This is a genomic window from Nostoc sp. TCL26-01 (genome assembly GCF_013393945.1).
Lineage (GTDB): Bacteria > Cyanobacteriota > Cyanobacteriia > Cyanobacteriales > Nostocaceae > Trichormus.
In genome coordinates, this window is record NZ_CP040297.1 from 4,295,343 (window position 1) to 4,314,780 (window position 19,438).

At 41.5% G+C, this 19,438-nt stretch carries 14 protein-coding genes and 1 tRNA gene; 8 read left to right on the forward strand and 7 right to left on the reverse strand.

From position 1 onward, the window contains the following. Positions 1-84: 84 nt before the first annotated feature. The gene (locus tag FD725_RS18735) at positions 85-1,347 is read right to left on the reverse strand and encodes an MFS transporter (RefSeq protein WP_179049541.1); all 1,263 of its coding nucleotides are present in this window, start codon (positions 1,345-1,347) and stop codon (positions 85-87) included. A 240-nt stretch (positions 1,348-1,587) separates the two neighbouring features. Then, a complete protein-coding gene (locus FD725_RS18740) occupies positions 1,588-2,160 on the reverse strand; it encodes a hypothetical protein (RefSeq protein ID WP_179049542.1) in 573 nt (190 codons plus the stop codon). Between the two features lie 266 nt (positions 2,161-2,426). On the opposite strand from FD725_RS18740, the gene FD725_RS18745 reads away from it, so the two are divergent. Next, positions 2,427-2,499, forward strand: a tRNA-Ala gene (locus tag FD725_RS18745). Positions 2,500-2,704: 205 nt separating this feature from the next. Here the strand turns inward: FD725_RS18745 and FD725_RS18750 are convergent. After that, positions 2,705-7,153 (reverse strand): S-layer family protein, encoded by a 4,449-nt coding sequence (locus FD725_RS18750; protein WP_179049543.1) that lies wholly within the window; start codon positions 7,151-7,153, stop codon positions 2,705-2,707. A gap of 302 nt (positions 7,154-7,455) precedes the next feature. Here FD725_RS18750 and FD725_RS18755 point away from each other — a divergent pair, with 302 nt between their 5' ends. Continuing rightward, the gene (locus FD725_RS18755; RefSeq protein ID WP_179049544.1) at positions 7,456-8,007 is read left to right on the forward strand and encodes a Uma2 family endonuclease; all 552 of its coding nucleotides are present in this window, start codon (positions 7,456-7,458) and stop codon (positions 8,005-8,007) included. A gap of 209 nt (positions 8,008-8,216) precedes the next feature. Here FD725_RS18755 and tnpA read toward each other — a convergent pair whose 3' ends face one another. Then, the gene (tnpA, locus tag FD725_RS18760) at positions 8,217-8,639 is read right to left on the reverse strand and encodes an IS200/IS605 family transposase (protein ID WP_010994128.1); all 423 of its coding nucleotides are present in this window, start codon (positions 8,637-8,639) and stop codon (positions 8,217-8,219) included. Positions 8,640-8,707: 68 nt separating this feature from the next. On the opposite strand from tnpA, the gene FD725_RS18765 reads away from it, so the two are divergent. Further along, complete coding sequence (locus FD725_RS18765) at positions 8,708-10,042, forward strand: RNA-guided endonuclease TnpB family protein (RefSeq protein ID WP_179049545.1); 1,335 nt, start codon at positions 8,708-8,710, stop codon at positions 10,040-10,042. Position 10,043: 1 nt separating this feature from the next. On the opposite strand, the gene FD725_RS18770 is transcribed toward FD725_RS18765, so the two are convergent. Further along, positions 10,044-10,619, reverse strand: coding sequence for a phosphotransferase (locus FD725_RS18770; protein ID WP_179049546.1), 576 nt, complete (start codon positions 10,617-10,619; stop codon positions 10,044-10,046). A gap of 88 nt (positions 10,620-10,707) precedes the next feature. Here FD725_RS18770 and FD725_RS18775 point away from each other — a divergent pair, with 88 nt between their 5' ends. Together FD725_RS18775 and FD725_RS18780 are read left to right on the forward strand one after the other, a co-directional pair. Then, a complete protein-coding gene (locus tag FD725_RS18775; RefSeq protein WP_179049547.1) occupies positions 10,708-11,871 on the forward strand; it encodes a class I SAM-dependent methyltransferase in 1,164 nt (387 codons plus the stop codon). 324 nt (positions 11,872-12,195) lie between these two features. Continuing rightward, positions 12,196-13,074, forward strand: a complete 879-nt coding sequence (locus FD725_RS18780; RefSeq protein WP_179049548.1) for an NAD(P)-dependent oxidoreductase — start codon at positions 12,196-12,198, stop codon at positions 13,072-13,074. 233 nt (positions 13,075-13,307) lie between these two features. Here FD725_RS18780 and murQ read toward each other — a convergent pair whose 3' ends face one another. Further along, a complete protein-coding gene (gene murQ / locus FD725_RS18785) occupies positions 13,308-14,234 on the reverse strand; it encodes an N-acetylmuramic acid 6-phosphate etherase (RefSeq protein ID WP_179049549.1) in 927 nt (308 codons plus the stop codon). A gap of 191 nt (positions 14,235-14,425) precedes the next feature. Beyond that, the gene (locus tag FD725_RS18790; protein ID WP_179049550.1) at positions 14,426-14,854 is read right to left on the reverse strand and encodes a DUF3110 domain-containing protein; all 429 of its coding nucleotides are present in this window, start codon (positions 14,852-14,854) and stop codon (positions 14,426-14,428) included. A 302-nt stretch (positions 14,855-15,156) separates the two neighbouring features. On the opposite strand from FD725_RS18790, the gene FD725_RS18795 reads away from it, so the two are divergent. The 3 genes from FD725_RS18795 (at position 15,157) to FD725_RS18805 (ending at position 19,434) form a co-directional block, all read left to right on the forward strand. Next, a complete protein-coding gene (locus FD725_RS18795) occupies positions 15,157-16,800 on the forward strand; it encodes a B12-binding domain-containing radical SAM protein (RefSeq protein ID WP_179049551.1) in 1,644 nt (547 codons plus the stop codon). A gap of 447 nt (positions 16,801-17,247) precedes the next feature. Continuing rightward, positions 17,248-18,309, forward strand: coding sequence for a hypothetical protein (locus tag FD725_RS18800; RefSeq protein ID WP_179049552.1), 1,062 nt, complete (start codon positions 17,248-17,250; stop codon positions 18,307-18,309). 9 nt (positions 18,310-18,318) lie between these two features. Next, on the forward strand, positions 18,319-19,434 hold the full coding sequence (locus tag FD725_RS18805; protein ID WP_179049553.1) for a sensor histidine kinase KdpD: 1,116 nt from the start codon (positions 18,319-18,321) through the stop codon (positions 19,432-19,434). The last annotated feature ends 4 nt before the right edge of the window (positions 19,435-19,438 follow it).

A 19,438-nucleotide genomic window follows, 5' to 3' on the forward strand; every position in this document is an offset into this window, starting at 1 on the left:
TGAGTGCTGAGTGGGGGAGTAAGAATTGCTAATGACTAATGACCATTGACCATTGACTAATGACCATTGACCATTGACTAATGACTAAATCACATCTTGCAATACTCGACGGGTATTTTTCCATGCCCAAATACCGACTATGACTACAACTAGACTCATGGTCATCAATACAACTCGTAAGCCTAAAGCGTCCGTTAAGGGGCCGGTGATGGCTAAAGGTAAAGATAAGGCAATATTTACAGCATGATTTTGAAAACCAAACACCTTACCGTGCATTGTCGGTGGTGTTTGCTGTTGGATTAAGGTCTGCATCGGTACACCAATTAGAGCCGCACCTATACCCAAAGCTGCACACAGTCCCAGCGCTAGCACTAAATTGTGGGTAAACGTGAACACGCCTAAAACTAATGCCATCATCAAAAAACCCATTAAAGGTAAAGGTTTATGATGCAATTTGTCGCCCCAGTGACCTAAAATACCTGCTCCTATCACCATCCCTACTCCGGCGGCGGCTAAGAAAAAGCCAAATTGTTTTTCTTTTAAACCAAATTCTTCCGCCAGCCGAATTGCTAGTACTGTTAAAGCTGCAAATACACAATACAGAGTGGTTAATTGCAGCATGGCATTGAGAACCAACGGATTTTTCTTCAGATAGCGGATACTTTCGGTAAATTCTGACCAAGGATGCGTTCCAGTCCGTTGTGCTTCTGAGGGCTTATGTTCCTTAAATTTGATCGGTTGCATCATTGCTCCCGATAAAATGTACAATCCTCCTACCACTAACTCTTGACCGTATGCTTCTCCCATCAAGCTTTTTGCCCAACTCAAAATTGGCTCTCCTATAGCAAAACCAACTATTAAAGCTCCCATCATGGTGCTGCTAAATAGGGCATTTGCTGCCATTAAATTTTCTCGCTTTACTAAAAGCGGAATTGCTGCTTGCTCTGCTGGGGCAAAAAACTGTGTGACTGTGGAGATAGCAAAGGTGAGAATGAGTAAGATCAGAAACTCTCTTGGCAAAAAAGGCAAACATAACGTCAATAGCCCCCGCACAATATCTGAACCCACCATAATCAGTTTTTTCGGCAAGCGGTCAACAAATATTCCTCCCGCCGAACCAAACAAAATTGCTGGAATTGTGAACGCCACCATTAAGGTTGAGTACATTGAGTTTTTTGATAACCCCGGCGGCGGTGGGTAAACTTCCAACAAAGCAATCATCAATACGAAAAAAACCTTGTCTGCCAGTTGGGAAACTAGTTGCCCAATCCACAGGAGCATAAAGCCACGGTTTTTGAGCAGTGCGGCAAACCCGTTATTAACAGCAGCAGGTTCAGTGGGAAACATGGGCAAGTTTAGTTAGTAACAACGGTAGATGGGGAGATGAGAGAGGGTATCAAGCAGGTAACAAGGGTAGTCAGCAACGTGGAGGGGTTTCCTCCGTTGAGGTGACTGGTGTGAGGAGAAAGGAGATGAAATTTCCCCCCTTCTTTCCATCTCCCTATCCCCTTATCTTTTTCTATCCTCATTACTACATATTAAAATCCGCATATTTATCACTCCTGTTTATTTGGGCTGATTTCCGGACTATTTTACTTGAGGGCATTTTAATAACCGATGTAAAAATTCCGCCGCAGTTAAGTGGATTTTGGCGGTAGTGATTCCCTCGGATGAGTCTATCCACCAGCCTTCTATGATTTGGGGCGATCGCCACATGGTTAAATGGTCAACTGGTGGTTGTGCGTAAAAGTTATGTTGCCCACTTCCTAGCAATAATGAACTCCAATGGGTAAAATAATCGTGACTGAGGCGATGAATCGGAAAGTTACCCCACAATGGCACACCCCAACCATCTATGGCGATAAACGCTTGGACATTTCCCCCTAGCAATTGCCATTGCCATGCAGCAGCGATCGCTCCTACCACACCAGCACTAAAACTAATGAATATAAGCGGCGATTCTCGCTGATTGCCCAGGCGATCGCATAAGAACCACAAAATATGCGGCGACGATAAGACCGACATACCTTGAACAGGAGCGACTAGTACATTTAGATGATGTTGACTCATTGAGCCATGAGAATCTGTACACAACCACCCTGATATGAAGCTGTCAGTTAAGGCTGAGTCATGAATTCCAGGGCAAACGATGACATTCATTACTTATTTTCAAGGTTAACAAAATTCTTTGATCTATTTTTCTTAAAATATTCTGTATTATATACGGTCGGGTTCCCCGACTTGTAAGAACTAGCACTCAAAATCCAGTTTTTTTGGACTGTTGACAAAAAAATCAGAGAATTAATCACACTGCTTCAGTCCTAACCTATTGCCTTGATTGAGATAATATGCAATAATAAGAAAATATGTGCATAATCAAATCCACAGCAAAAACTAAGCTAGATGCTTTGTCACAAGTAAATTAAGGGGTTATAGCTCAGTTGGTAGAGCGCTTGAATGGCATTCAAGAGGTCAGGGGTTCGATTCCCCTTAGCTCCATTTTCTGTATTACCTCATATTGATTAAGCATTAGAAGTAGGTTGGGTTAAGTGTAGCGCAACCCAACATGGATATTAAAAATCCAGTATGGATATTGGTGTTGGGTTTCCCAAAGCCTCAACTCAACCTACTTTTCTAAATGTAGCTATTGATCCTAAAAACAAGAAACCCGACTTTATTTAAAAAGTCGGGTTTCTATATAAATCTAGGCAATCAAACTAAAATCACTACCACTCAAAGTAATATCAGGATTACCCAAACGGGCAAACTCAAACACAGTTCCCGTACCCAAAACATTACCATCCTGATTGTAGAATAAACTACCACTACCTTGGCTAAACACAATCCGGGCATTGCTGGCATTGACAAACTCATCATCACTGACAACAGCAAAATCAGATAAAGCCTGTCCCACACCATTAATCACAGCCGTGAAACTAGCCTTACTCAAGACAAATTGGTCTTGTCCCACTTCAAAAGTGCTAATGTAATCCACACCTAAAGTGCTGACTCCACCACCTTGGAACAAATACTTATCCCTACCAGCACCGCCAGTGAGAATATCATCACCCGCACCGCCAAAGAGGGTATCATCTCCAGCTAAACCTTGGATTTGGTCATTACCACTACCACCACTGAGGATATTATTCAACGAATTACCAGTGAGACGGTCATTACCCGTACCACCAGTAGCATTTTCGATGACGTTATTAGCTGAGAGAATCAATTTGAGATTGCTATTCACAGTCTGTGAAGTAGTCACACCCAAATTCACCTTCACGGCCACAGTGCTACCTGTAAAGTCAATCGTATCGATACCACCTGTCGCAGTTTCGGAAATGGTGTCAGTTCCCAAGGCAGTATTCGCTACGAAAGCATAAGTATCATTGCCAGTACTACCGGAGAGGGTGTTATTAGCACTATTACCCTTGAGAATGTTATTACCTGCATTCCCTGTCCCATTGATAGCGGCTGTGCCTGTAAGAGTGAGGTTTTCCACATTGGTCGGCAATGTGGTGGTGACAGCAGCACTGAGGGTATCAGTGATAGTTGTGGTGACAGTATTGCTTGTTCCCAGAGTCGCATTGGTGGGAGATGTCAGTCTGAAGGTAAAGGTTTCATCTGCTTCGTTAACTGAATCATTGAGAATGGGGATATTGATGACCTTACTTGTCTCGCCTGGGTTGAAAGTCAGAGTTCCAGTAGTGCCAGTGTAATCTGAACCGGCGATCGCTGTAACACCAGCTGTGCCATATTGAACTGTGATAACTTGGCTACTGGCTTGGGAGAGAGTGACGGTATATGCTGCGTTTTGCGGACTCGTCAAGCCTTCAACTATTGTCTGACCAGGACTAAGATTAATGGTGATGCCAGAAGGATCATCATTAGTAATGGTTCCGGTGACGGCTGTTGCTGTACCGATGGTGTAACCTGTGCCGCTTGCTAGGGTTAAAGCAACGGTTTCGTTACTTTCCACGGTGGTGTCGGCGGTGGGGTTCACAGTCAAGATGGCTGTACTTGCACCCGCAGCAAAGGTAATTGTACCTGTGGTGGCTGTGAAACTGGCTGCACCTGTTTGGGTGTAGTCGGTGTTGAGAGTGGCTGTACCTGCAACACCAAAGTTGATAGTTAAAGCATTGGTAGTACTACCTGTGCGGGTGAAGGTGTAAATTAGGTTGGTTGTGCCGTCTTCGGTGACACTAGCTGGTGATACTGCTAGGGTGATAGATGGGAAATCATCATTAGTAATGGTTCCAGTGACGGCTGTTGTCGTACCGACAGTGTAACCTGTGCCGCTTGCTAGGGTTAAGGCAACGGTTTCGTTATTTTCAACAAAGGTATCTGCGGTGGGGTTAACCGTCAAGATAGCTGTACTTGCACCCGCAGCAAAGGTAATTGTACCAGTGGTGGCTGTGAAACTAGCTGCACCTGTTTGGGTGTAGTCGGTGTTGAGGGTGGCTGTACCGGCTACACCAAAGTTGATGGTTAAAGCATTGGTAGTACTGCCTGTGCGGGTGAAGGTGTAAGTGAGGTTGGTTGTGCCGTCTTCGGTGACACTAGCTGGTGATACTGCTAGGGTGATAGAAGATAAAACACTACCGATAGTGATAGTTTGGTCAGAAAATCGTATTTGTTCAATTTCCCGTAATGTATCTACTCCATCACGATTAGCCACTGTGTCGGTAACTGTAAATACACCTGCGCTACTGGTTACTTGATATTGAGAACGAGTACCCAAATAAACGGCGATATCATTACCTGCACCACCATAGAGAGTATCTGAGCCAGAGCCTCCCGATAACTTATCATCACCCTGTTCACCAAACAAACGGTCATCGCCACCGTTGCCTTGGAGAGTGTCGTTACCTAAACCACCAAACAAATCATCATCGTTATTTGTGCCTGTGATAATGTCATCAACTACCGCAGTTTTCAAATTGAAATCACTAACTAAAAGTTGTGATTTACTAATCCCATCAATTTTTAACCGATAATAGTAAGTATCGTCAAAAACATTATAGCGAGTTGTAATTAGCGCATTGCCATCAGGATTATCACTGGTGAGAATTAAGATGGTATTGAAGTCACTAATGCCAATAGTTCTGACATCAATTTGGTCTTGTCCCTTTTGAAAATCAACTACTAAATCTTCGTCTCGTGTCGCACCAGAACCATTGAAATATTCTAAAACAAATTGGTCTTTACCTGCACCACCATAGAGAGTATCTGAGCCAGAGCCTCCCGATAACTTATCATCACCCTGTTCACCAAACAAACGGTCATCGCCACCGTTGCCTTGGAGAGTGTCGTTACCTAAACCACCAAACAAATCATCATCGTTATTTGTGCCTGTGATAATGTCATCAACTACCGCAGTTTTCAAATTGAAATCACTAACTAAAAGTTGTGATTTACTGATCCCATCAATTTTTAACCGATAATAGTAAGTATCGTCAAAAACATTATAGCGAGTTGTAATTAGCGCATTGCCATCAGGATTATCACTGGTGAGAATTAAGATGGTATTGAAGTCACTAATGCCAATAGTTCTGACATCAATTTGGTCTTGTCCCTTTTGAAAATCAACTACTAAATCTTCGTCTCGTGTCGCACCAGAACCATTGAAATATTCTAAAACAAATTGGTCTTTACCTGCACCACCATAGAGAGTATCTGAGCCAGAGCCTCCCGATAACTTATCATCACCCTGTTCACCAAACAAACGGTCATCGCCACCGTTACCTTGGAGAGTGTCGTTACCTAAACCACCAAACAAATCATCATCGTTATTTGTGCCTGTGATAATGTCATCAACTACCGCAGTTTTCAAATTGAAATCACTAACTAAAAGTTGTGATTTACTAATCCCATCAATTTTTAACCGATAATAGTAAGTATCGTCAAAAACATTATAGCGAGTTGTAATTAGCGCATTGCCATCAGGATTATCACTGGTGAGAATTAAGATGGTATTGAAGTCACTAATGCCAATAGTTCTGACATCAATTTGGTCTTGTCCCTTTTGAAAATCAACTACTAAATCTTCGTCTCGTGTCGCACCAGAACCATTGAAATATTCTAAAACAAATTGGTCTTTACCTGCACCACCATAGAGAGTATCTGAGCCAGAGCCTCCCGATAACTTATCATCACCCTGTTCACCAAACAAACGGTCATCGCCACCGTTGCCTTGGAGAGTGTCGTTACCTAAACCACCAAACAAATCATCATCGTTATTTGTGCCTGTGATGTTATCATTCACAAGCGCAGTACTGAAGTTGAAATCACTGGCTAGCAGTTGCGATTTACTAATTCCATCAATTTTTAACCGATAATAGTAAGTATCGTCAAAAACATTATAGCGGGTTGTAATTAGCGCATTTGCTTCGGGATCATCATTAGCGAGAATTAAGATGGTATTGAAGTCACTAATGCCGATAGTTCTGACATCAATTTGGTCTTGTCCCTTTTGAAAATCAACTACTAAATCTTCGTCTCGTGTCGCACCAGAACCATTGAAATATTCTAAAACAAATTGGTCTTTACCTGCACCACCATAGAGAGTATCTGAGCCAGAGCCTCCCGATAACTTATCATCACCCTGTTCACCAAACAAACGGTCATCGCCACCGTTACCTTGGAGAGTGTCGTTACCTAAACCACCAAACAAATCATCATCGTTATTTGTGCCTGTGATGTTATCATTCACAAGCGCAGTACTGAAGTTGAAATCACTGGCTAGCAGTTGCGATTTACTAATTCCATCAATTTTTAACCGATAATAGTAAGTATCGTCAAAAACATTATAGCGGGTTGTAATTAGCGCATTTGCTTCGGGATCATCATTAGCGAGAATTAAGATGGTATTGAAGTCACTAATGCCGATAGTTCTGACATCAATTTGGTCTTGTCCCTTTTGAAAATCAACTACTAAATCTTCGTCTCGTGTCGCACCAGAACCATTGAAATATTCTAAAACAAATTGATCTTTACCTGCACCACCAGATAGAGAGTCAGATCCAGTTCCGCCTGATAATTGGTCATCTCCACCTAGTCCAGAGAGTGTGTCATCGCCACCTAACCCCTGAATAATATCGTTGCCAGCAGTCCCGATCAAATTATTGTCGTCGTTGTTGGTTCCTTGAATAGCCATATTTTGTATTATTCCTGTGGGTCTGAATACCTTTCAGCGATTAACTGAGGAATTATGCAATGACTAGTAAATTTCTAGAAAAATCGCTTTTTATAAAGAAAATAAATATTTAATATGAGTTTTCAAAAAATCTCATATTATTTGGTAGGAAATATGATATCTGAGACGTTGCATTGCAACGTCTCGAAGGGAGATGATGGGGATTGTGTTTAAAATGGGAAAATATCAATAATCATTGGGTAGTGCGATCGCCGAAGGCTTAAACTCCGCTTATCGCATTCTGCCCACTGTAGGTGATAACTATGACTGTGATTGTGGCTAAGTGGACGATTGACGAATATCACCGCATGATTGACGCTGGGATTTTGCGATCGCGTCAAGTGGAATTACTACAAGGGGAAATTGTCGAAATGTCGCCAGAAGGAGAACCCCATGCTTACTGTAGTCATGAAGCGGCGGAGTATTTAACGGATTTGTTAGGTCAGCGTGCCACAATACGTCAAGCCAAGCCTATCACCCTACCCAATAACTCAGAACCCGAACCAGATATAGCTATTGTCCAACGTTTAGGACGCGAGTATCGACAGCACCACCCCTATCCAGAAAATATTTTCTGGGTAGTTGAATATGCTAATACTAGTTTAGAAAAAGATTTAGAAACCAAAAGTAAAATCTACTCACAAGCAGGTATTTTAGAATATTGGGTTGTGAATCTGAAAAAGTTACATCTAGTGATATTTCGAGATATATTAGATGGAGAATACGCCACAAAATTAACATTGACTATAGGTACAATTCAACCACTTGCCTTCCCAGATATCTCTGTTGTAGTGGAACGAATTATTAACAATTAAGACTTACACGGTGTCAAAATTAATTTGACAACAACCCCTGAGTGATTTTTTCCGAAATCTGAGAGATCGTTTTTTAACAGAATCTGCGTAATTCCCCTTCCTCAGCTTTTAGCAGGGAGGGGATGTAAGCGGGTCAAAAGCGAAACGTCCTATTGGTAATTTTTACCGCAGGTAAAACAACCAATGGGACAGTTGAGTTTTTGACAACATTATCTTTCGGGTTTGTCTTGAGAACGGATATATTCTTTGACTATTTCTAGCGGTGCGCCACCCACCGAATTAACGGAGTAGGCATCAGTCCAAAAGCTAGGGTCTTTCTCTTTCCAATAATACTGTTTCAGGTAATCTTGAAATTCTTTTCTGATAATACGACTTGATGCTGATTTGAGTGAACCAATTAGCTGTGAAATATTGTTGTCAGGATGCACATCTATCAACAAATGCACATGGTTATCTTCACCACTGAACTCAGTAAGTAAACACTTGCGTTTTTCGCAAACACGATTAAATACTTCTTGTAACTTAACAAGTATTTCTTGTGTAATAACCTCTTTACGGTACTTGGCGATAAGTACGACGTGTAAGTGAATACTAAAAACAGCATGGGATGCTTTTCTAAACTGAGTTTTCATGTTGACAACTGATTTTCACCAATGGTACTATACCATGAGTTTCAATTACTGTAAGGAGGTGGTAATTAGTGGCATTGCGTAGAGCAACTTTTAGGTTATATCCAACTAAAAAAGTGAATGATTTATTACACTATCACCGGAGACTTCATAAGGAACTCTACAATGCCGCAGTATCTAATAGAATTACGTCTTACAAGAAGTTTGGTAAATCAGTTTCATACTTTGAACAACAGAACTGTCTGCCAGATTTCAAGGAAGTTTGGACTGAATACAAGCAAATAAATTCCCAATCATTGCAAGCAACATTAAAACGTGTTGACTTAGCATTCACACGTTTCTTCAAAGGTCTAGGTGGCTATCCTAAATTCAAGTCAATTCGCCGCTATTCTGGTTGGAGTTATCCATCCTTTAGTGGATGGAAGTGCCACAGTATAGGTGACAACGGCTATTTAGAACTGGCTAAAATTGGCTCTATCCAAATGCGTGGTCAAGCTAGGTTATGGGGTCATCCCAAAGCACTAGATATAGTTCACCGTAATGGCAAATGGTACGCATCTATAGTTTTGGATATAGATGATGAACTATTAAGAAATAGCCGCAAAACAGATAATGGTGTTATTGCGATTGATCTAGGATGCAATGATGCAATTGCTTGGACTAATGGACAAGAAAATGGCTTGATTCCTGCGCCTAGATTTTTTAGGAATGCCGAGAAGAAAATCAAGCAATTAAGTAAGGGTAAGCGTCGTAAACGTTCACCTAACTACAAGAAAAAACAGAAAGCTTCTAGGAGATGGAAGAAAGTTCAACAGCAGATTAGCAAAGTATATCGAAAAGTAGCCGAGTCACGTCAGAACTGGGTTCATCAAATTACCATACGAATAATTAGCGGTAGTAGCACGGTGGTAACTGAACAACTAGAAGTTAAAAACATGAGTGCCAAGGCTAAGAAGGGTAAACGTAAAAAGCAGAAGTCTGGACTAAATAAATCAATTCTTGATGTCGGAATGGGGATGATTAAACAATCCCTTAAGGCTAAGTTGGATGATGTTAGCGGTGTGTTTCTTGAAGCACCGACCAAGAAGATAAAACCATCTCAAACTTGCCCTAAATGTGGACATCAGGAAAAGAAAACCTTAGACCAGAGAGTGCATATTTGCAGCAATTGTGGATACACTCAACAACGTGATATCGCTTCTGGAGAAGTGTTGCTTCTTTGGCACTCAAATCAACTACCTGGGTTTGGAACGAACCTAGTAGGCGCAGATGATTCTAGCTCTACTTCACGTACCCGTAAACCTGCGGGAAGCATGAAGAACCTGGGTCAGAGGAAGCGCCAGAAATCTCAGGCTACGCTGGGGGATGTAGAAACCCCTGGCTCAAACGAAGTTAGCCAGGGGTAGTTCATGTGGTTCTCATCATATCTAGACTTCTTAACATAGTTAAACGTGAATCTAACCACTCATCTGTAAACCATCCATAAGGTAGAATTTCTTCACCTGCATTAGCACTAATTCCCATCAACCAAATATGGGCAGCTTTCATAAATATAGGAATTGATTCCAGTTCATCTTGACTAAGTTGACGAATAGTTTGATAACCTTCAACAAATTTATTCCTAACTGTAATATTTATGTTCATTCTTAGCGATGCGTGGAGAAATTTAGCAATATCAAAAGCACGCCAACCATAGCCACATTGATCAAAATCAAATAGTGTCGGCTTCGCCTGACTTTGTGCGTGTAAAAATGCTAATACTTCTAGCTCAAAATCAATCTCTTGCTTATTTCGCCAACTACGTCGATAAATTCGCAAAATATAATTTTTGTCTTCTGTTTCTACTAAATAAGTATCATCGAGTCCTCGTTTATACAACTTGCAACCAAGAGGCATACTGATTGGATAATGGCAGAGTACAGTATTAATTAAAGCTGCACCATCAGGAATCGAATGAATAACAGAAATGTAAGATTGCTCCATAATTTTTTCAGTCAGTCAAGTTAGCAAGATGAAACTGAAATGTGTAAAGTTTGAAAAGGTTAATAAAAGTTTTCCCGAATATCCACCGATGACTTCTAATTTAGCGCTCTACAAAGCCATAGCTGATCAAATTACCACAAGTCCCCAACAACGCATTACTTTTGCTGAATACATGGACATGGTACTATATCATCCTGAATATGGTTACTATGCCAGCAATGCAGTCAAAATTGGCTTACAAGGTGGCGACTTTTTCACCTCCGTTAATCTGGGATCTGACTTTGGTGAGTTACTCGCAGAACAATTTGTGCAGATGTGGGAAATATTGGGGAAACCTGTACCCTTTTATTTGGTAGAAATGGGTGCGGGACAAGGACTTTTGGCGTTGCATATCCTACAATACACTCAGCAAAAATATGCCGATTTGTTTGCTGGATTGCAATATCTCATTGTGGAAAAATCTCCAGGATTAAGACAAGAACAACAACAGCGTTTACAAGACTTACCTGTGCATTGGTGCAATCTCGAAGACATTACACCTAACTCAATTACTGGCTGTTTCTTTGCTAATGAATTAGTCGATGCCTTTCCTGTACATCAGTTTATTGTAGAAGACAGGGAACTGCGCGAGATTTATGTAACTCTGGGGGAAGATGGGAAGTTAGAGGAAGTTACGGGAGAACCTTCTACACCCCAGCTAGCAGCATATTTCAACTTAGTAGGGATTGATTTAGCGTGTGGTGGTTATGGGGATGGCTACCGTAGTGAAATTAATTTAGCAGCTTTAGACTGGTTGAGTATAGTAGCAGACCGCTTACAACAAGGGTATGTGCTAACAATTGATTATGGCTACCCCGCTAGTCGTTACTATAACCCCAGGCGATCGCTAGGAACACTCCAGTGCTACTATCAGCATCGTCATCATGATAACCCCTATGTCAATCTGGGACAACAAGACATCACCGCCCATGTTGACTTTACCGCTTTAGAACGATGGGGTGAAAGTTGTAGTTTAGAGAAGGTTGGTTTGACGCAACAAGGTTTATTTTTGATGGCGCTAGGCTTAGGAAACCGCATTGCAGCCCTCTCTCACCAAGAAATACCCATATCTGAGTTGCTAAAACGACGGGAAGCACTACACCAACTCATTGATCCTACAGGATTAGGTAACTTTGGCGTGTTAATTCAAAGCAAAGGATTAGAGAAAAAACACTCTTGGCAAATACTCAAAGGATTAGCGATGCCAGAGTAAAAGTCAATGGGAAAAATTAAAACTCTATTTAAGAATGCTGTATCGGCTGGATATGGACTAGCATAACAATTACTACTATGAAGTCGAGCATTAGAGGGGAGTAATAATTATGACGACTCACGATCTATTAATGTTAGTAACGCTACTCACTCCTGGTATCTTGCTATCAGTTCTCATCATGGCAACTTTTGCCGCAGGTGGCTGATTGCTGGATTTGAGTGTATGTGGTACAAAATTCAAAAGTTTGTACAGACGCGAAATTCCGCGTCTCTACTTACAATCAAATCATGGACAAGGGATTGCTGTACTCAAGGAACGTGAATAATGAAGGTGGCATTTCTGGGAACTGGACTCATGGGACTACCAATGGCCCAAAGATTGTTAGCAGCAGATATACAGGTAGTTGCCTACAACCGCACCCCAGAAAAACTAGCACCCTTACAAGCGGCTGGTGCAGAAGTGGTGACACATCCTCGTCATGCCATTCGGGCTGCTGAGTGCATCATCCTCATGCTGACGAACGCTGCCGCAATTTATCATGTGTTACTTTCAGATACTTCTTGGCGGACTTTGGAAGGACGTACCATCATCCAAATGGGGACAATTACTTCTACACAAAGCCAAGAAATTCGAGATTCTGTAGTTGGTGGTGGTGGTGAATATATAGAAGCGCCAGTGTTAGGAAGTATCCCGGAAGCCAAAGCCGGAACGCTGACAGTCATGGTAGGTGCTGAACCCCAACAATATGAACGTCACCTAGATTTACTTCAGAACTTTGGCCCTGAACCTTTACTCATCGGGCCGGTAGGAACTGCATCTGGGTTAAAATTAGCCCTCAATCAACTCATAGCTTCATTAACCACTAGTTTTGCCCTCAGTTTAGCTTTTGTCCAGCGTCAGGATATTGATGTGGAAAAATTCATGCAAGTCTTGCGTAATAGTGCATTGTATGCACCTACTTTTGACAAAAAGCTCCAAAGAATGTTAGACGGCAATTATGCCAACCCTAATTTTCCTACAAAACACCTACTCAAAGACACAGATTTGTTTATCTCCGAAGCTCAATATCTTGGTTTGGATCTCAGCAGCATTGAAACAGTGCAGAAGATTTTACAAACAACAATGAAAATGTCATTTGCTAATGATGATTACTCGGCGCTGTTTTCTGTAATTAGAGATTGGGGAGAGATGAGTGGAGGGTAGGAGGAGAGTGGTGAGTACTGAATGCTGAGTAGCGAGTGAGAGAGATCAGTAGGTTGGGTTGAGGCTTTGGGAAACCCAACATCAGATCCATACTAGGTTTTTGAGATCCATGTTGGGTTGCGCTGCGCTCAACCCAACCTACTGCTCATGCACTATTTTAGCCTTGCCACGCCACTACGCCTACTACTACATATAATGCACAACTAATGCACAAATTTAGCCTAGACAGTCCACTAGGTTTTTTCGTTCTGATTATGACTAGCAACAGCTGCTCTGAGATCACCTTGATGTGCTGATAATAAGCGATCGCCTGCTACTTTGTCTAATCCTGTCCAGTGCATTAATAGTGCCAGTTTTACCCACTTGCCACTGCGTTCTAACAAATAACCTGCTGCTTCTCGACTTAATCCGGTGAGGTCTTGTAAGATGCGTAAAGCGCGATCGCGTAATTTTTGATTGGTTACTGCTACATCCACCATGCGATTTCCGTAAACCTTACCTAGCTTGACCATTACCCCAGTAGACAAGATATTCAAGGTCAATTTCGTGGCTGTGCCGGCTTTCAGGCGGGTGGAACCAGTCAATACTTCTGGCCCTGTCAATAACCGAATATCAATATCCGCCTCAAAGCTAAACTGTTCCACCGGTACACAGGCAATAAAAATTGTCAACGCACCTCGTTGACGAGCAGCATTCAGCGCTCCGTGGACAAATGGCGTTGTGCCACCAGCAGTAATTCCTACCACCACATCTAGCTGGGTGACATGGCGTTGACTTATTGCTGCATCTCCATCTTCTGCTCTATCCTCTAAATCCTCAGAACTACGGACTAAAGCCCCAGCACCACCAGCAATAATTCCCTGTACCAACTCTGGGGGGGTGCAGAAAGTCGGGGGACACTCAGCCGCATCTAATACTCCCAACCTACCACTTGTGCCAGCCCCAATGTAAAATAAGCGTCCACCTTGGTGCAACCGTGCTGCTGTCTGCTCAATCGCCTGAGCTAACTCCTCCTTAGCCGCAGCTACCGCCGCCACAGCTTTCTGGTCTTCGCTATTAAATAGTTCCACCAATGCCAATGAACTTAGCTGGTCTAAATTCAGACTCAGAGGATTCACTTGTTCCGTCAGTAAATGCCCACGTTCTTGTAAATTTGTCATTTATTTTTCTCTTCCTTGGTCATGTGCCATTTGCATCTGAGTCATTAATTATCGGCAAATGACTAATGACCCTTACGGGTTCGCTAGTCACTCATGGGGGAAACCCCCTTGGCGCTAGCCTCTCCCTTTGGGAGAAGACCGTGCTAGCTCACTAATGACTAATGACTAATGACTAATGACTAATGACTAAATTACAATAGTCCTTCGAGTTTACGACGAATATTTTCCAGTTCCGTCGCTGAAAATTCTGGTTCTTGGGCTGGTGGTACTTGGTCAATATCGAAACTTTCATTATCATTTTGCTCATATTGACCATCTGGTTGCCAATCAGTGTCTTCTACGTTTCTTTCTGGAGGAATCACTAGGTCGCTGTTTTCTGGGATCAGTTCCCAATCATAATCAGCATTTTCGCAAAACTCCTTAATTTCTTCAGCATCGATCGCTTCTACCGCCGGAGATGGAAAATCCTGAGCTTCCAACATTAAAGCAAAACGGAGGGCATCATCTTGGGACTCAAACATCAAAATTTTATTGCGATCGCCGACTCTGACCGTATGAATCCCTTCATTTTCTGTATTAGCATTAAAAATCAAAACAAAAACCCGCATTGGCGTAATCATCTATTCTTATGTTCTAAGGTCTATTGATTAATTAAGTTTCTAGACCGTGTACCTGGGAAAGTCACAGCAGTATTTTCAGGGTAACTGAAAGTTTGGGACATTTTGAAAATCCTTCATGGAAATGAAGGTTTGATAGCTAGATTTTAGGGTGATGCTCGATCCCTGATCAATCATCTTGGGCTGCTAAAAACAGGTTTATCAGTTACAAAGTTGGAAAATATCACGGTAAGCTAATGGAAATTACAGCTATTTGACAATTTATTAGTCAAATTAGCTGCACAATTTTTTGGGGAAAATTGGCGATGACTGTGCAACTCAAGTCTTTAGATAACCAAAGTCCTGTATCGGCTGATGTGGCTACCACGCTGACCACTAAAAAAAACCGCTACGTTCCTCTCAATCATCGACGGATTCTCTGCATCTTTCCCAAGTACAGCCGTTCTTTTGGCACGTTTCATCACGCTTATCCACTGATGGGTAATGTTAAGGCTTTTATGCCACCCCAAGGAATTTTAATTGTGGCTGCCTATTTACCCCAAGCATGGGAAGTACGGTTTATTGATGAAAATTTGCGTGCAGCAAAAAAAGCTGATTATCAATGGGCAGATGTGGTGATTGTCAGTGGTATGCACATCCAAAAGCCACAAATTAATCAAATTAATCAACTGGCTCACCAAGCAGGCAAAATCACGGTTTTGGGTGGCCCCTCGGTATCTGGTTGTCCAGAATATTATCCTGACTTTGATATTTTACATCTGGGTGAATTGGGAGATGCTAGCGATCGCATGATCGAGTATCTCGACCAAAATCTACAACGTCCATCCCAACAAATTCGGTTTACTACCCAAGAGCGTTTGCCCCTGACGGAGTTTCCCACACCAGCTTATCATCTGCTCAATCTCGATCATTATTTTTTGGCTAATGTCCAGTTTTCTAGTGGTTGTCCTTATCGTTGTGAGTTTTGTGATATTCCCGAACTCTATGGCCGCAATCCCCGGATGAAAACTCCAGAGCAAGTTGTGGCTGAACTTGATGCGATGCGTCAATCTGGCAATTTGGGAGCAGTCTATTTTGTTGATGATAACTTTGTCGGCGATCGCCGTGCAGCTATGCAATTGCTACCTCACTTGATTGACTGGCAAAAGCGCAATGGTTATCCTCTGCAATTTGCTTGTGAAGCTACGCTCAACCTCGCTCAAAGTCCCAAACTCCTAGCCATGATGCGCGAGGCTTATTTTTGTACTGTGTTTTGCGGTATCGAGACACCAGAACCAGAAGCACTCCACTCTATTTCTAAAGACCAAAATCTCAGTATGCCGATTTTAGAAGCAATTAAGGTCTTAAATAGCTACGGTATGGAAGTAGTCTCTGGCATCATCATTGGCTTAGATACTGATACACCAGAAACCGCAGACCGAATTCTGGAATTTATTCGGCTGTCACAAATTCCTATGTTGACAATTAACTTACTTCATGCTTTACCAAGAACTCCTTTATGGCGGAGGTTAGAGACAGAAGGAAGGCTGATTTTTGATGACAGTCGGGAATCAAATGTGGAATTTTTGCTGCCCTATGAGCAAGTTGTCGCCATGTGGCAGCGTTGCATCACCAAAGCTTATGAGCCAGAGTTTTTATATCAACGGTTTGCCTACAACATGGAACATACTTACTCAAACCGCATCGCCTTACCTAACAGCCCTGCTCGCACTTCTTGGGCTAATATTCGCAAGGGCTTGACTTATTTAACTAATATTTTGCTGCGTGTGGGTGTATTGGGTAACTATCGGCAAACTTTTTGGCAAATGGCTAAACCCGCCCTCAAAACCGGGAACATTGAGAACTTAATTCACGTGGGATTAGTTGGACATCATTTAATTAAGTTCGCGCAAGACTGTGCCAGAAACGAAGAATCGGCTTCCTTTTATTCTCAAAAAATACGTCATTAATAACTTGGCAAATTTTTTCAAGAATTTCCAGCTAGAAAATTGTAGGTTGGTGTAGCAGTAGCGTCACCCAACACCAAGATATACATTAGGTTCCTCAAATCATGTTGGGTTCCGCAAAGCCTCCAACTTCCCGCACAATTATTCTTCCTGACGCAATAACAAATGACCAGTGACTAATATAGCGTTTCCCAGTTAAGTGAGGTAGAGAATCAATGTTTTTAAACGCAGAGGATCGCAGAGGAAAACGCAGCGAAAAGTTCCTCGAAGCCGGGTTTCCCGGCGTAGGAAACTTTTCAAGAGAGAGGGGCGTGGAGATTGCCCAATTTTATTCGTGGTGTACTCAGTACTTCAGTAGATTAGGAAAAGCTATAACTAATGACCAATGACTATTGACTATTGACTATTGACTATTGACTATTCCCTCAATTCCTCACCCCAACTTAACTTATGTACATAAGAATTATTGTTTTGATCTTATGTTTTCTACTATCCTTAACTTCTACAAAACTACTCGCAAAAACTCCACCCCAAACTACTCGTAACCCTTGGCTACAACCATTTACTCCTAATTCAATTTGGAATATGCCCATAGGAGCAAATGCTAAATATGTGCCTGCGGGGATTAAAAAAGCGGCTTGGATTGCACCTGATATTGAGTATTTATTTAAGCTGAAAGCCACAGATCCTAAACGACCACTATACACTCCTGGTAGCTGGACGAAAAGATGCCAAGGAAAAAATACAGCGTATATTTCTTTGCCAATTCCTGATGATCTAATTATTCCCGATGCGACCATTAAGCCACGGAACACACCAAATAATGCGGCTGCTTTTTTACTTCCTGATGGTAAAACTCTTGTCCAAGTTGGTGTGTTAGCTAGATGTATTCAGGGAGGGCCTGTTTACGGTTGGAGATACTTTCCTAATGTATCCTTGTATGGTGATGGTAGAGGTGGTGGACATTTTGGTTCTGGGTTATCGAGTATTGGTGGCTCAATTCGTAAAGGCGAATTGATTAATAATCAGGCGATCGCTCACGCGCTGAAAGTTGTAATATGGGGCAACCGATATCTTTATTACTCCAAAGATCGGCGAGGTTTTCGCTATCCTGCTGATCGTGCTGATGCTTATGCAGCTAATGATTACAAGGGCAAAAATCCAGCGTTAGTTCAAGGCAGCTTACTCGCTATTCCACCTGATGTCAATCTGAAAAATCTACAACTGAAAACTGCCCCAGCTAAAAAAATATTCTCTGCCCTGCAAGACTATGGTGCTTATGTGGTTGACGATGCAGCCTGGGATGCTCATTATATTGAAATGGAATCTGGGGTGAGCGAAGAAGTTAGAAAAACTTATGGTTTTAATATGGCTGGGAATAAAGGTGATTTTTTTGATGACATCAATAAATTGTTTACTCAGCTACAAGTTGTAGATAATAATAGCCCTAACAGCATTGGTGGCGGTGGAAGACCAAGAAAGCCTTTAGCACCACCAATAACAAGAGAGTAGACTACTTATATGAGTATAAATATTACAGAAAGTTTGTTTGCTGCTCTCAATATTGTTGTATTGGAGAGACTGAATCCCGGCTTATTTAAAATTGTTAGTGATTTACCTGATTGGTTCAGTAAATTTTGTCGTAAAACATTTAGTCTGGGAATGGAAATATCAATTCCTCAAGAAGAGTTTGCTTTTTTAGAAAATTTTCTTTTTGATGCTGAAGAATTTTGGATGAATAGTCATGATAAAAGACTAAAATCAGGTATTTGGATACAATTAGATGCTCAGGGAAAAGAATATCAATTTGAAGCCTATGCCATTTTAATGGCAAACAAAAAAATCTTGTTAATTGAAGTTTTAGAAGATAGTTATCAAGATAAACAGTATATAATTCAGAAAGCCAGAGAAGGGCAACTAAATTATCAGCAATTACTCAAAAATAATCAAAAACAAGAAATTTTAACTCACTGTCTCCTTCATGATATGGCAGGACACTTAAATGCTATTAATGGCTGTTTATCTTTGTTGGAATTTGAAAATTTAACTCCTCAAGGAAAAACATATTTAGAAGTTTGTAGACAGCAATCTTTTAATCAAGAAATTTTAATTAGAAAAGTCTTAGATACATTTTCAGCAGAGATGTTAGCATCAGAAGCTTTTGCTATTGAGAGTGAAGAAGCTCCAGATATTGTCATGTGTGTACAAGATGTGATGGAGCTATTAAGACCAAATTTTACACTCAATAATCTAAATCTAAGATTAGCTGATAAGATTGATTCTCTAGCCAACTGGAAAGTAGTAGGAGATAAATCTCGTTTAGATAGAGTAATTTCTAACTTATTAGAAAATGCCTGTCGTTATAGCCCACCTGAATCGACGGTAACTATAGATATACAATCACAAGAAGAATTTGTATATGTGAGTGTTGATGACAAGGGAAGTGGAGTATCCGCAGATGTCGTTAACACTTTATTTCAAAAATTTTCTCAAGGCAAAGATAGCAGTGGTAAATCTGGTTTAGGTCTTTATTTTTGCCGAATCACAGTTGAGCGTTGGGGAGGAAGTATCGGTTATACTCCTTTGAGCGAAGGTGGTTCTCGCTTCTGGTTTCGTCTACCGAGAGCAAAATATTAAGTTT